Source organism: Synechococcus sp. B60.1 (genome assembly GCF_047462555.1).
In the GTDB taxonomy this organism is placed as follows: domain Bacteria; phylum Cyanobacteriota; class Cyanobacteriia; order Thermostichales; family Thermostichaceae; genus Thermostichus.
This window is the reverse complement of sequence record NZ_JANSJN010000006.1, coordinates 1-13220: the sequence shown is the minus strand read 5'-3', so window position 1 is coordinate 13220 and position 13220 is coordinate 1. Positions and strand designations below refer to the sequence as shown.

The following is a 13220-nucleotide window of genomic DNA, read 5'->3' as shown; positions in this document are numbered from 1 at the left end:
GAGGCGCTGGTGGCCCACCTGCCCCCCAAGAGCCTGGTGCGCCTGCGGCCGGATCCCCGGCAGGAGGATCCCCCATGCTGAGATGGCCAGGGATCCCTTCTTCTGGCCAGCGTGCCCAGGTGCGCGCCGGGGAATTGCTCTCCCCCTGGCAGGAGCTGCTGCACAGCCTCATCTTTGCCGGGCCGGGGGTGCTGTGGGTGGTGGTGTTTTTGGTGCTGCCGGGACTGCTGCTCTTGGCCTGCAGCTTTCTCAGCCGCGGCGAGTTTGGCCAGGTGGGACTGCCCCTGACGCTGGCCAACTACCTGCGCATTCTCGGCTACGGCCCCCTGGGGTGGACGCCCATTTACTGGCAGATCCTGGGTCGCAGCCTGGTGGTGGCGGCCGTCACCACTTTCTTCTGTATGCTGCTGGCCTATCCCCTGGCTTTCTTTATTGCCGCCCACCCGCCCCAGCAGCGGGATCTCCTGCTGACGCTGGTGGTGGTGCCCTTTTGGATTAACCTAGTGATTCGCACCTACGCCTGGATGGTGGTGTTGGCGCCAGAAGGGTGGCCAGCTCGCCTGGCCGCCTGGCTAGGCTGGATCCCACCGCAGACGGCTCTCTACCCCAGCTGGCTGGCCGTGTACCTGGGCATGGTCTATACCTTTTTGCCCTACATGGTCTTGCCTCTCTACACCGCAGTGGAGCGCATTGACTGGCGCCTGGCGGAGGCAGCCCGGGATCTCTACGCCAACGGCTGGCAGGTCTTCTGGTGGGTGCTTTTTCCCCAAACGCTGCCGGGGCTGGCGGCGGGCTTGATCCTGGTGGCCATCCCAGCGCTGGGCATGTTCGTGGTACCGGACTTGCTGGGGGGCAGCAAGACCCTGCTAATTGGCAATGTCATTCAGATGCAGTTTGGCGCCAGCCTGGACTACCCCTTTGGAGCGGCCCTTAGCTTTCTGGTAACTGGGCTAAGCCTGGGGTTAATCTACGCCTACAGCCGCTATGCTGGCAGCCGCGGCCTCAAAGACCTGCTCTGAATCGTTGCGAGCTCCAAGGGATTGCCCAAGTGCCCTGCGCCGCTTGCTGGCAAGCTCTGCTAGGTTGAGATACTGGCATTGCACTAGTAAGGATCCCTTGACTCAAACGCTCTCTTCTCGACCTCAGGCTACAGCCACTCCCGCTTCTCCCTCTTCTGTTTGGGATGTCATTGTCATCGGCGCTGGGATCGGCGGGCTGGTGGCGGCCACCCAGTTGGCGGCCAAAGGCTACCAGGTGTTGGTGTTGGAAAAATACCTCATTCCTGGTGGCAGCGCTGGCTACTTCGAGCGTCCGGATCCCAACGGCAACGGGATCTACCGCTTTGATGTCGGGGCTTCCATGATCTTTGGCCTGGGCACTCAAGGTACCACCAACTTGCTCACCCGCGCCCTGGCTGCTGTGGGCCAGTCTTTGGAATCCATCCCTGACCCGGTGCAGATTGCCTACCACCTGCCCCAGGGGCTTAGCCCGCGTGTGCACCGGGACTACGAGCAGTTTTTGCAGGAGCTAGCCAGCTATTTCCCTCAAGAAGCGGGCAGCATCCGCCGCTTCTACGACAGCTTCTGGCCTATCTTCAACAGCCTCAACGCCATGGAGCTCCTCTCTTTGGAGGAGTGGGGCTATCTCTGGCGCTCTTTTGTCGGTAACCCCCGCGCCTGCCTGACCTTGGCCCGCTACTTGCCGGTGAATGTGGGCCAGGTGGCGCGGCGCTACCTACGGGATCCGGCGCTGCGGCGCTTTGTGGATATGGAGTGCTACTGCTGGTCGGTGGTGCCGGCAGATCGCACGCCCATGATCAACGCCGGCATGGTGTTTTGTGATCGCCACTACGGCGGCGTCAACTACCCCAAGGGAGGGGTGGGGCAGATTGCCCAGAAGTTGGCCCAGGGGCTAGAGGCCTGTGGGGGGCAAATCCGCTACGGGGCGCCAGTGCGGCGGATTTTGGAAGAACGGGGCCGCGCCGTGGGCGTCGAGCTCTCCAGAGGGGAAAAGCTCTTTGCCCGCAAGATCATCTCCAATGCCACCCGCTGGGATACCTTTGAGCGCCTCTGGCCTGGATCCCTGCTGGCGGCGGAGCGGCGCTGGCAGAGCCGCTATCAGCAATCCCCCAGTTTCTTAAGCTTGCACCTGGGGGTGCGGGCTGAGGCCCTGGCTGGCGAGCGCTACTGTCACCACATTCTTCTAGAAGATTGGCAAGACCTGGAGGCGGAGCAGGGCACGATCTTTGTCTCTATTCCCACCCTCTTGGATCCGGAGCTGGCCCCGCCGGGCTGCCACATCGTCCACGCTTTTACCCCCAGTTGGATGCAAACCTGGCAGGGCTTGGGCCCGGAGCAGTACCGGCAGCAAAAACAAGCGGCAGCCAAACGCCTTATCCGCCGCCTGGAGGCCCTCTGGCCAGAGCTGGGATCCCACATTGAGCTGCTGGAGGTGGGCACTCCCCGCACCCACCGCCGCTTCTTGGGCCGCGTCAACGGCACCTACGGCCCCATCCCTCGCGGCACTCCCTGGGGCCTCTTGGGCATGCCCTTCAACCGCACCGCCATTCCCAACCTCTACTGCGTGGGCGATAGCACCTTCCCCGGTCAAGGCCTCAACGCCGTCGCCTTCTCCGGGTTTGCCTGCGCCCACCGGGTAGCTGTAGACCTTTCCAATTCCTAGGGATCCCTCCAAGAAGTAGCCCCCGCCAACGCGGGGGCTTTTGTTTGTTGCTCTTAGTTTCCACTCTCTAGGGATCCCCCCGAAGGGGAACCATTAGCCAGCAGGAGCCGGAGCTCCGAGGCTGGTTGGTGTTTCCAATTTCTAGGGATCCCCCCGAAGGGGGAACCCCAGGGGGGCAATGTTTATGCCCTGCGGGTCACCGCAGGGTTTCCAATTTCTAGGGATCCCCCCGAAGGGGGAACTTTGCCAAGGATGAGATAGAAGGGCTCGATAAGGTCACTGGGTTTCCAATTTCTAGGGATCCCCCCGAAGGGGGAACGGGCATTGGGTAGAGCCCCCTCTAAGGAGGGTAAGATGGAAGTTTCCAATTTCTAGGGATCCCCCCGAAGGGGGAACCATTGACCAGGCCTCGCCTACCGCAGGGGGATTCCTACGTTTCCAATTTCTAGGGATCCCCCCGAAGGGGGAACTTCCATTGAGATCCTAAGAAAGTACGAACTGGACGCAAAAGACTTGTTTCCAGTTTCTAGGGATCCCCCCGAAGGGGGAACTCCATTGAAGTTCTCAACCAATTCGTTGAGGACTCCATAAGTTTCCAATTTCTAGGGATCCCCCCGAAGGGGAACCCCTGCGGCGTCGACGCAGTCATCGACTTCCCCTTTAAGGGGTTTCCAATTTCTAGGGATCCCCCCGAAGGGGAACCCTCGCCGCTCTACACGACGTTGACCATACCAGAAGAGTTTCCAATTTCTAGGGATCCCCCCGAAGGGGAACCGAAAGAGCGGAAGGTCTTCTCAGGATGCGTCGCTCTGCGTTTCCAATTTCTAGGGATCCCCCCGAAGGGGAACCCCGCCACCTACGGATCCTCCCTAGACGGCGGCGACACCGTTTCCAATTTCTAGGGATCCCCCCGAAGGGGAACCGTATTTGGACCCGGTGAAGTGGGTTATCGACCCGTCGTTTCCAATTTCTAGGGATCCCCCCGAAGGGGAACCATTACTGTTGAAGCTATCTGGATCTAGCAAAACGCTTCAAGTTTCCAATTTCTAGGGATCCCCCCGAAGGGGAACCGGCCTGAGCCGCTTTACGGCCCGCACCCTGCAACTATTGGGTTTCCAATTTCTAGGGATCCCCCCGAAGGGGAACCTCCACCGAGTTCACCAGCGCCGTCAAAGAGGCTCTAGACTGTTTCCAATTTCTAGGGATCCCCCCGAAGGGGAACCATCCAATACGCATCAGCTCGAACTTAGTGGGTTGGTCGGAGTTTCCAATTTCTAGGGATCCCCCCGAAGGGGAACCTGCATATCACGATATGGGCTGTGGTGGGGCATGGATCCCCGTTTCCAATTTCTAGGGATCCCCCCGAAGGGGGAACCTTTAGGAGACAGCAAATGTCACAGATTATACGTGTCGTTTCCAATTTCTAGGGATCCCCCCGAAGGGGAACCCTGCACCTCAACGACGACCACGTCGTCGTGCAGATTGACGGTTTCCAATTTCTAGGGATCCCCCCGAAGGGGAACCTCCGGGACGCGGCTCGAACAGCCCGGGCCGGGACGGTCCTGCTGTTTCCAATTTCTAGGGATCCCCCCGAAGGGGAACCCTCAGGTGCAACACCCACTGGGTCAACCCGTACTCAGTGGTTTCCAATTTCTAGGGATCCCCCCGAAGGGGAACCTCTATCCCTATTAAACCCAAGTGGGGCAAGGAATGCAAGGCCCATTTGCGAGGGGGTCGGTCGAAGACGGCAAAAAAGGGCCTGAAAGAGGGGGGGCAAGAGGCCTGAAAGCCTTGTGGCGCAAGGCATCGAGCGGGTCAACGAAAGAATCGGCCTTTGCGGGAGTTGGCGAGGCGCTCGCAGAGCCGCTGATACCGTTTTTGTGTGCTTTTGACAACATGAGCCTCAGGGGGCTGAAGCGCCTATAGTGGGGGAAGATCTCCAGCTTCCCTCGTTGTCGATGTCGGATCTCACCCCCACGGGTAAGCTTCTGGCCGGGATCCAGGCCCAGCAGGCTGGCGACTTGCGAACAGCGGAAGCCATTTACTCGGAAATTCTGGCGGAGTTTCCGGATCAAGCTGATGCCCTGCACCTGCTGGGGACGGTGGCTCATGCCAGGGGAGAGGGGGAATGGGCGGCTGCTTTGATTGCCGAGGCCATTGCGCTCGATCCCCGCGTAGCCCTCTATCATCACAACCTGGGCGTTGTCTATGAATCTTTGGGGCAACTGGAAAAGGCGCTATCTTGCTATCGGCAGAGTCTGAGCCTCAATCCCAAGGCTTACCTTTCTGCTTTGCAAGCCGGCAAAATTCTTGTTAACCTACGCCGCCATCAAGAGGCGATCCCTTTGCTTAGCTCCTTGTTAGAAAATCCAGATCCGGCAGCAGGGATCCCTTGGGCTGAGGTGCATTTTTATCTGGGAATGGCCCATCGTGAGCAAGGGGAACACAGCGCGGCTCTGGCTCACCTGGAAAAGGCGTGGACTTTGGATCCCAATTTGGTGGTAGCTCGCTGGCTTTACCATCTCTATTTGCCCGCCCTCTATCAGGATGAGGAAGAGCTGCATAGATTTCGCTCTCGCTTTGTAGAACACCTGGATCGCCTCATTGAGGAGACACCCTTGGACACCCAAGAGCAGCGGCGGCTTGCCTTTTTAGGGTCAAGCTGGGGAACGCCCCACCATCTGCAGTACCAGGGCTGCGACGACCTGGAGCTGCAGAAAAAATACGCTCAGTTTGTGCAGCGCATCGTGAAATCTTGCTACCCCAATTGGCACTCTCTTCCCCGGCAGGCTCGGCCAGGGGATCCCATTCGCGTTGGCTTTGTCTCGGCCTCGATGCGCGCCTGCTCCTACAGCCGTCTCTCTTTGGGGTGGGTGAAGTACTTAAAGGCGAGCTCCCAGTGGCCTTTTCTGGTGTTTGCCTACCATTTGGATCCTAGAACCGACTTCATGACAGAGCAATATCGCCAGTATGCCGATGTATTTCGCCACACTCCCACTGGCTTTGAAGACGCCGCCCGTCAAATTCTGCAGGATCAGCTCGATGTTTTGGTGTATCTGGAAATTGGCCTTTCTCCCCTGATTTCGCAACTGGCATCTCTGCGGCTAGCCCCAGTGCAATGCTCCACCTGGGCCCATCCTGTAACTTCTGGACTTTCAACCATTGACTACTTTCTCTCCAGCGACCTGATGGAGCCCGAAGATGGGCAGGCTCACTACAGCGAAACCCTAATTCGGCTGCCCCGCCTGGGTACTTGTTTTGAAAAGCCCGTTTTACCTCAGCAAAAGCGTCATCGTGGGGATTTTGGCCTGCGCCAAGACGCAGTAGTTTATCTTACCTGTCAATACCTGGGCAAGTATCTGCCCCAATATGACTATCTTTTTGCCGCCATTACCCAGCGAGTGCCCAACGCTCAATTTGTCTTCTTGGCCTTGCCCAATGCTGCCATTGCCCAACACTTTTGGCAGCGTCTTTCCCGAACTTTCTCCGCCTATGGCCTTTCTGCGGAAGACCACTGCTTGATCTTGCCCCAACTGGATCATCAAGACTACTTGGATCTCAACCGCTGCGCCGATATTATGCTGGATTCCTACGGCTGGTCGGGCGGGATCACCACCCTGGAAGCCGTTGCTGCCGGCTTGCCTGTAGTGACCTGCGCTGGCCGGTTCCTGCGGGGCCGCCACACCTATGCCATCCTCAAAAGGATGGGCCTTGATCTCTTAATTGCTCAAGACCTCCAGCGCTACGAAGAGTTGGCTGTCCAACTGGGAACGGATCCCCAATTTCGGCAGCAAATCTCCCAGCAGATCCAACAGCGGCGCGACCTGCTCTTTGAGGATCGAGACTGCGTGGCAGCCCTGGCCCATTTCTTGCACCAGGCTGTCTGCCAGCAGCCAACATGCCATACTCTCCCTATGGAAGGCTCCTAGCTCCCCACAGCAGGGAGTTTGGTAGAGTAGTACGGCTACTCCAGGGATCGTGGCGGAATGGTAGACGCTACGGACTTAAAATCCGTTGTTCTTCAAGAACGTGAGGGTTCGAGTCCCTCCGATCCCATAGATTCAACGCAGCCCTGTCTGCTCAAGCAGGTTCAGCAAGTCCGGGATCGGCACCCAGGCATCCTCCCGATCCAACTCTGGGCTAGCCAGTAGAGCCACCAGGGCTGGGTCGCAGGTTGGAGCCAGCAGGGGGAAGTAGTCTAGTCCCACCACCTGGGCAAGGCTCCAGAAGTAGGGGAGCACGGCATTGCGGGGGAAGATTTCAACTACAAGAGTCCCAGGTTGACAAAAGGCAAGGTTGGTCAGGCCCGCTCCGTGGATGCCAATGACTGCTTCTGCTGTTTGCATCAAGGCTATTTGCTCGGCTAGAGAAAGGGCTTCCAGTTGCACGGGCACAAATCCCCAGGGGCGCAAAGCCTCGAGAACCTCTGCCTCGTTGATGACCCGCCGCCAGCGAGCAGCTCGACGGCTGATGTAGATCCGCCGCGGCAGCCCCGCCGCCTGCTCTCGCGGAACCAGTTGCTGCAGCACTTTCCAGCCCCTGGGGGTTAGACACCCCACCGGCCCCGCCAGCGAGGGCACAATCAGGTTCTGCGCTTGCAGGTGGGATCCCCCCGCCTGCTCAAAGCTAAGGAGGCGCTCTGGTGGGATCCCCAAGGCAGCTAAGCTTTGCACCTGAAAGGGCTTGCCCTGGTAGCCGTGAACCAAGAGGGGGATGTCCTTTTCGAGGACGCCGGAGCGGCGTAGCAGATCGAGGGCGGGCAGAATGTCCACCATCCAATGGAAGTAGTTGACTGCCCCCAGGGGCAAGAGGGCGACAGAGCCCTCCAGCAAAATTGGCGGCCCCAGGTGGGGTAGGTCCAAGACGGGGTGGTGCTCCAGGTGCTCTGGCTTCCAGTCCCAGTCGAGAAACTCCGGCGGCGGCAAGCTGGGGGAGACATCGGCCAGCAACTCACCCCTACGGGTAAGCACGGCGCTGGCAAAGCTGGCGTAGAGGTGGCGGGGATAGTGGCCCACGTGCACGGATCCCTGCGGAATCTGGGCGACAAAGGTCTCGGCCAAGGGGATCCGCTGCGAGCGCAATTTTTGCCCAATGGCAGGGTCAGCCGTAGGAGGAGCTTGGAGACAGAGAACCCCTTCTGGATCCACCACCTGGTAGCTGCCCTCGCCGGTGGCCTGGTGCCACTGCCGGGTGGTGAGGTAACCCTGGCTGGGCACTGGCAGGGGGTTGCCAGAACCGGACGGTGGGCTCTGGCAGGCTGGGGAAGGAAGGGTTGCCTGCGCAGGGAGCCAGCGCTGCTGCCAGGCCCGGTACCGCTCCTGCCAAAGGCTGCCCGGGGATCCCTGCAGGGCCTGCTCCAGCTCCAGCCGCAGCCGACTGTCTCTGCCGCTGCCCTCACACCAGGCCTGTAGCCACTCCCGCTCGGCAGCCAGCGCCTGCCGGAACTTCTCCCAAGCCCCCTGCGGGTCATTCCGCCGCACCTGAGCCTCTACCCAGTAGCTGTAGAGCTCTGCTGTCTTGGTGCCCCGCGCCGCTGCCTCCTGAAAGCAGGCCACCGCCTGCTCCAGCTCCCCCAGATCCAGCCAAGCCAGGCCCATCTGCACCCAGGGATCCCCCCACTCTGGCCTTAGCCTCGCTGCCTCCTGGAGAGGGGAGAGAGCCTCCTGCAACCGGCCCAGCTTGAGCAGGGCCAGGCCCCAGCGCCAAAAGCTCTCCGTGGCCGTCGGATCCCGGCGGCAGGCCTCTTCAAACCACTCTGCTGCTTCTAGCCACAGTCGGCTCCGCTCCTGGACTAGGCCAAGGCGATGGGCCGCCAACGCCGCCTCTGGGGCAGCGCCACTTTCTAGCAACTGCCGATACAAAGCCGCCGCCTGCGGCCACTGCCCCCTTTCCCACAGCCCCTCTGCCAGCTCCTGCAGTCCCCTTGCCCAGCAGCGGGTAGCCTCAGCTTCGGCCACCCCTTCGGCCCCTAGGAGCGCCAGACCCTCCTGCCAAGTGAGCTGGGCTTCTAGCTCCTGCCCCAGGAGCAGGTAGGCAGATCCCAGCCACCAATACAGCAGGGGCTCTTGGGATCCCTGCTCAAGCTGCCGCTGTAAACCTTCAGCAACAGAGCTGTAGCATCCCTGTTCCCAGTCCACCAGCAGGGAGTTGGGAAGGTGCGGAGGAGGGTTGGAGGCCATGGTTTTCGACGAGAAGGCAAATGAGAACGAGTGTTACAAACTGCAACAACCTCCCCCCTCTGGGCGCATCCCCCTAGTATTCTAGGCTTGGCTTCCCCCTCAGGGATCCGGCGTCCATTCCTCCCCAGCTCCGAGAGGAACGTGGGACCGGTCTAGTTGAGTCCATGGGTCAGCCTCTGTCCTATGGCATCGTCCCTGGCCCTTATTGGCAGTTTTTCAATAAAACGGAGTTTAAGAGACCGATGGGTATCAACGCATCCGGTGGCGCAGTCGTCTCCAGCCCCCGTCTTTACCAAACTGTGCCCCTCTCGACCATCTCCCAGGCGGAACAACAGGATCGCTATCTGGCCCGCACCGAGCTGGATCGCCTGGAGGACTTTTTCTCCAGCGGCCTGAAACGGCTGGACATTGCCCAAGTGATCGCGGCCAACTCCGAAATCATCGTCAGCCGAGCGGCCAACCGCATCTTCACGGGGGGCTCGCCCATGGCCTATCTGGAGCGGCCAGAAGCCACCCAGGACGAGAAGGAAGCCTTTAAGCTAGGCACCGCCTTCTACGTGGAATCCACCGGTGGCTTCCTGGAGGCTATCCGCAACCTCTTTAGCGCCAGCGGCGTGGAGATCCCACCCAACTTCCGTCCCATTAACATCCCCCGCTACGGCGCCGCCAACATGCGCAAGTCGCTGCGGGATCTGAGCTGGTTCCTGCGCTACGTCACCTATGCCCTGGTGGCTGGGGATCCCAGTATCATCGTCGTCAACACCCGTGGCCTGCGGGAGATTATCGAAAATGCCTGCTCTGCTGAGGCCACCATTGTCGCCCTCCAGGAGATGAAGCGGGCCTCGGCCAGCTACTTCCGCAAAGATGCCGAGGCGGTGGCCATCATCAACCAGTACTTTGATGTGCTCCTGAGCGAGTTCATTGCCCCTGCTCCCTCCGACAAGCTACGGCAGCGCAACGCCAGCACCGCCGATGGCCTGCCCTTGCAAGGGCTACAGTTACCCCAGGTTTACAACTTGGCCGCAGAAAAAGTGCCCGTCTTTGCCATGAAGCCGGGGCTCTCCAATGCTGAGAAAGAAGAGGTCATCAAAGCGGCTTATCGGCAGGTGTTCGAGCGGGATATCCGCCGTGCCTATGGCCTCAAGCTGGCCGACCTGGAGTCAAAGGTCAAAAACGGCGAGATCTCCATGAAGGAGTTTATCCGCCGCCTGGGCAAATCCGAACTCTACCGCAAGCAGTTCTACGAGCCCTACATCAACAGCCGTGTGGTGGAGCTGGCCTTCCGCCACTTCCTGGGGCGGGCCCCAGAGACCCGCGAGGAGGTGCAGACCTACTTCTCCATCGTCTCCAGCAAGGGCCTAGCTGGGCTGGTGGATGCGCTGGTGGACAGCCGCGAGTACGGCGACTACTTCGGTGAGGAGACGGTACCCTACCTGCGCAAGCTGGGGGTGGAAGCGCAGACCAGCGCCAACTGGGGGCCCAAGTTCGACCTCTACAATTACGCTGCCCCCCGTCGCAAGGTGCCCCAATTTATCACCCTCTTTGCCCGCTACAATCGCCCCTTGCCGGATCAGCACGCCTACGGCGTCGGCAACGACCCGCTGGAGATCCAATTTGGCGCCATCTTCCCCAAAGAAACTCGCTCCCTCAAGGCCAGTCCCGCTCCCTTCAGCAAGGATGTCAAGCGCATTCTTATCCGGCGCGGCTTTGCGCTCACCAATGCCCGCACCAACCCCAAGGCGGCAGGGGATCCCGGTAGCCTTGGCCCCAAAGTCTTCAAGCTTACCCAAACCCCTCGCGATCGCAGCCGGCGTTTGGGAGTGCGGGCAGGGGTTGTTGGCAGCGAAGTCTCGACGCAAGCGGTCATCCGCGCCTGCTACCAGCAGGTGTACGGCTATGTGCCCTACGAAGGCCAACGGCTAACCCGCTGGGAGATCAAGCTGGAGTCGGGCGAGATTACGGTCAAGGAGTTTGTCCGCCAGTTGGCCAAGTCGGATCTCTTCCGCAACAAGTACTGGTCTAGCCTCTACGTCTGCAAGGCCATCGAGTTTATCCACCGCAAGCTGCTGGGCCGGCCCACCTACGGCCGACAGGAGATGAACCGGCTGTTTGACATTGCCTCCAAGCAGGGCTTCTACGCGGTGGTGGATACCATCCTCGACAGTGAAGAGTACCAGCAGGTCTTTGGGGAAGACATCGTGCCCTACGAGCGCTACCTCACCCCCGGCGGTCTGGCCCTGCGGCGGATGCGCCCTGGATCCAGCGACATGGCTGTGGTTACCAGGCCTATCCGCACCGACGACGATATCCCCCTCTTTGTCAAGCTGGGCCAGCCCCAGGACAAACCCTCCGGCGAGCTGGAAATCCAGCGGCGAGTCCAGCAAGGGGTGCCCAAGGTGCGCCAAGAGGTGCCCATCTTCAAGCTCACCAGCCTGGCCAACAAAGCCGAGGTCAACAACCTCATCCGCGCTGCTTACCGCCAGATCTTCGAGCGCGACATGGACATCTACAATATCAGCGCGGAGCTGAGCTCCGCCGAGTCCAAGCTGCGCAATGGCGAGATCACCGTCAAGGAGTTCATCGAGGCGTTGGGGTGTTCTGAACTGTACCGCTCTGAGTTCTACGCTCCCTATCCCAACACCAAGGTGATCGAGTTGGGCACCAAGCATTTCCTGGGCCGCGCACCCCTAAACCAGCAGGAGATCCGCAAATACAACCAGATCTTGGCCACTCAGGGGTTGAAGGCCTTTGTCCGCGCCTTGCTCAACACCCAGGAGTACCGGGATCTCTTTGGCGAGGACACGGTACCCTATCGCCGCTTCCCCACCTTGCCGGCGGCCAACTTCCCCAACACCCAGGAGTTGTATGGCCGCCTCACCAAGCAAAACAAAGAGTTGGTGGTACCCAGCTTTAGCCCGGTGGGGAAAAACGATCGCAGCTAGATCAACTCCCCTCTCCTCTTGCGGGAGAGGGGCTGGCGGTGAGGGAAAACGATTAGCTTCACAAAGGCAGAGGGGATTGGGCTTCATAGCCCAAATGTCGTAGCGCGGCAGGGGTAACCACACGGCCCCTTGGCGTACGCTGCAGGTAGCCAATCTGCAGCAGGTAGGGCTCGTACACCTCCTCAATCGTCTGGGGATCCTCGCCGGTTATTGCCGCCATTGTCTCCAGGCCCACCGGCCCGCCGCCAAACTGCTCCACCAGCAGGGTCAGCAACTTGCGATCCGTCCAGTCCAGTCCCATAGGATCTACTTGGAACAACTCCAGAGCAGCGGCTGCCACTTCTCGGCTGATGTGGCCATTCCCCCGCACCTGGGCATAGTCGCGCACTCGCTTCAGGAGGCGGTTGGCAATGCGCGGTGTGCCTCGGGAGCGGCGAGCAATCTCCTCAGCTCCCGCGCGATCAATGGAGGTGTTTAGGAGGCGAGCGCTGCGTAGCACAACTTCCGCCAGTTCGTCAGGCTCGTAGAAGCGCAGCCGCTGCACCTGACCAAAGCGATCCCGCAGCGGCGAAGTCAGAGCGCCAATGCGGGTGGTGGCCCCAATGAGGGTAAAGCGCTCCAGGGGTATGGAGGTGATGCGGGCAGAGCGACCTTTGCCAAGGGTAATGTCGAGGCGAAAATCCTCCATTGCCGGATAGAGCAATTCCTCAGTCACCTTGGGCAGGCGGTGGATCTCGTCGATAAACAACACATCGCCCCGCTTGAGGCGCACTAGGTAGCCAGCAATGTCGCGGGGGCTCTCCAGCGCTGGCGCCGTGGTCATGTAGAAGCGGGATCCCATCTCCGCCGCCAGCACAGCAGCCACCGTGGTTTTGCCCAAGCCGGGCGGGCCGTAGAACAGCAGGTGATCCAAAGGCTCCCCGCGAGCGCGGGCTGCTGCAATAGCGATGGAGAGCACTTCCTTGAGCTCCGTCTGGCCGATATACTCGGCCAGGGTGCGCGGGCGGAGGGATTCTTCCTGAGCCTCGCCGGGGTGAGCCTGCGGTTGCAGTAGCCCTTCCGCCCTAGCAAAAGCCAATTTCGACTCTCTTCTGCGAGAAGAACTCTTTTGCTGCCGCTGCCCGGGATCCTCAGCCCCCGCAGCCCGAGAAGAAATGATTGCCATATCCTTTACCCGCAGATGCAATAGCCCTACTCTAACTGTAAAAAACTGGGGGAAAGATCCTGGTAAACCGTTTGCCGATTTTGGTCTCTCACCTGGGTAGAAAGATTGGAGGGGGCAGTAGAAGAAAAAAATCCCCCAGCGTCTGCCAGGGGACTTAAGAAGGACTAGTCTACTCGGTCAGGAGTGGATTAGCCACGGATGGCCGGCGCCACTTCCACCGCCGCCAAGTCCAGCGGGAAGTTGTGCGCATTC

General features: G+C 60.2%; 6 protein-coding genes, 1 tRNA gene and 1 CRISPR repeat array. Of the genes, 5 read left to right on the top strand and 2 right to left on the bottom strand.

Annotated features, from left to right (window positions below):
* Positions 1-74 precede the first annotated feature (74 nt).
* The 4 genes from NW863_RS01300 (at position 75) to NW863_RS01285 (ending at position 6738) form a co-directional block, all read left to right on the top strand.
* Complete coding sequence (locus NW863_RS01300; RefSeq protein WP_414363984.1) at positions 75-1019, top strand: ABC transporter permease; 945 nt, start codon at positions 75-77, stop codon at positions 1017-1019.
* A 97-nt stretch (positions 1020-1116) separates the two neighbouring features.
* Complete coding sequence (gene crtH, locus NW863_RS01295; RefSeq protein ID WP_414363959.1) at positions 1117-2682, top strand: carotenoid isomerase; 1566 nt, start codon at positions 1117-1119, stop codon at positions 2680-2682.
* 56 nt (positions 2683-2738) lie between these two features.
* Positions 2739-4360: direct repeats of the CRISPR family, unit length 36 nt; unit sequence GTTTCCAATTTCTAGGGATCCCCCCGAAGGGGAACC.
* Positions 4361-4640: 280 nt separating this feature from the next.
* Complete coding sequence (locus tag NW863_RS01290) at positions 4641-6611, top strand: tetratricopeptide repeat protein (protein ID WP_414363958.1); 1971 nt, start codon at positions 4641-4643, stop codon at positions 6609-6611.
* A 43-nt stretch (positions 6612-6654) separates the two neighbouring features.
* Positions 6655-6738, top strand: a tRNA-Leu gene (locus tag NW863_RS01285).
* A gap of 5 nt (positions 6739-6743) precedes the next feature.
* Here the strand turns inward: NW863_RS01285 and NW863_RS01280 are convergent.
* Positions 6744-8861 carry a glycosyltransferase 61 family protein gene (locus NW863_RS01280; protein WP_414363957.1) on the bottom strand — a complete coding sequence of 706 codons (2118 nt, stop codon included), beginning with the start codon at positions 8859-8861 and terminating at the stop codon, positions 6744-6746.
* 242 nt (positions 8862-9103) lie between these two features.
* Between NW863_RS01280 and NW863_RS01275 the strand changes: the two genes are divergently transcribed.
* On the top strand, positions 9104-11803 hold the full coding sequence (locus NW863_RS01275) for a phycobilisome rod-core linker polypeptide (RefSeq protein WP_414363956.1): 2700 nt from the start codon (positions 9104-9106) through the stop codon (positions 11801-11803).
* 58 nt (positions 11804-11861) lie between these two features.
* On the opposite strand, the gene ruvB is transcribed toward NW863_RS01275, so the two are convergent.
* Positions 11862-12968: a Holliday junction branch migration DNA helicase RuvB gene (gene ruvB, locus NW863_RS01270; protein WP_414363955.1), complete on the bottom strand. Its 1107-nt coding sequence runs from the start codon at positions 12966-12968 to the stop codon at positions 11862-11864.
* Positions 12969-13220 lie beyond the last annotated feature (252 nt).

What these genes read in the sequence shown, in the direction of transcription:
- NW863_RS01290 (WP_414363958.1), top strand. Translation starts at nt 4,641, where the DNA reads ATGTCGGATCTCACCCCCACGGGTAAGCTTCTGGCCGGGATCCAGGCC.
- NW863_RS01275 (WP_414363956.1), top strand. Translation starts at nt 9,104, where the DNA reads ATGGGTATCAACGCATCCGGTGGCGCAGTCGTCTCCAGCCCCCGTCTT.
- NW863_RS01300 (WP_414363984.1), top strand. Translation starts at nt 75, where the DNA reads ATGCTGAGATGGCCAGGGATCCCTTCTTCTGGCCAGCGTGCCCAGGTG.
- ruvB (WP_414363955.1), bottom strand. Translation starts at nt 12,968, where the DNA reads ATGGCAATCATTTCTTCTCGGGCTGCGGGGGCTGAGGATCCCGGGCAG.
- NW863_RS01280 (WP_414363957.1), bottom strand. Translation starts at nt 8,861, where the DNA reads ATGGCCTCCAACCCTCCTCCGCACCTTCCCAACTCCCTGCTGGTGGAC.